General features: G+C 76.6%; 1 pseudogene. It reads right to left on the reverse strand.

Features of this window, described 5'->3' with window-relative positions:
* Window positions 1-397: pseudogene (locus AX737_RS35085) on the reverse strand (histidine kinase); the annotation flags it as partial.

Here is a 397-nt window from a genome sequence, read left to right on the forward strand (position 1 = left end):
CTCCGAGGTCGCCGCGCTGCCAGGCCGAGGCTGTGCGCAGCAGCCGGCCCACGGGCCGCCGGATGAAGGCGCGCCCGGCGAGCAGCGCCGCGGCGACCGCCAACACGGCGCCGAGAAGGACCAGGGTGACGCCGCGCCAAGTCGCCTCGTCGACGTCGGCGAAAGCTGTCTCATGGTCGCGTCCGACGATCAGCCACGCGTCCGCCGCGGCGCCGGGCGGGCGGATGGCGGCGAGCACCCGCTCGCGCCCGTCGAAGCCGGCGGCGACGCGTACGCCCTCGCCGCGTCCGGTCAGCACCGCGGCCCGCTCCGCCGGCAGCGGCTTGCCGACCCACCCATCGCTGTCCGGGTGGCGAACCAGGATCAGCCCGTCGCGGTCGACCAGCGTGATGCTGGT

It is taken from the genome of Methylobacterium sp. CCH5-D2 (assembly GCF_001556475.1).
GTDB classification, from domain to species: Bacteria; Pseudomonadota; Alphaproteobacteria; order Rhizobiales; family Beijerinckiaceae; genus Methylobacterium; species Methylobacterium hispanicum.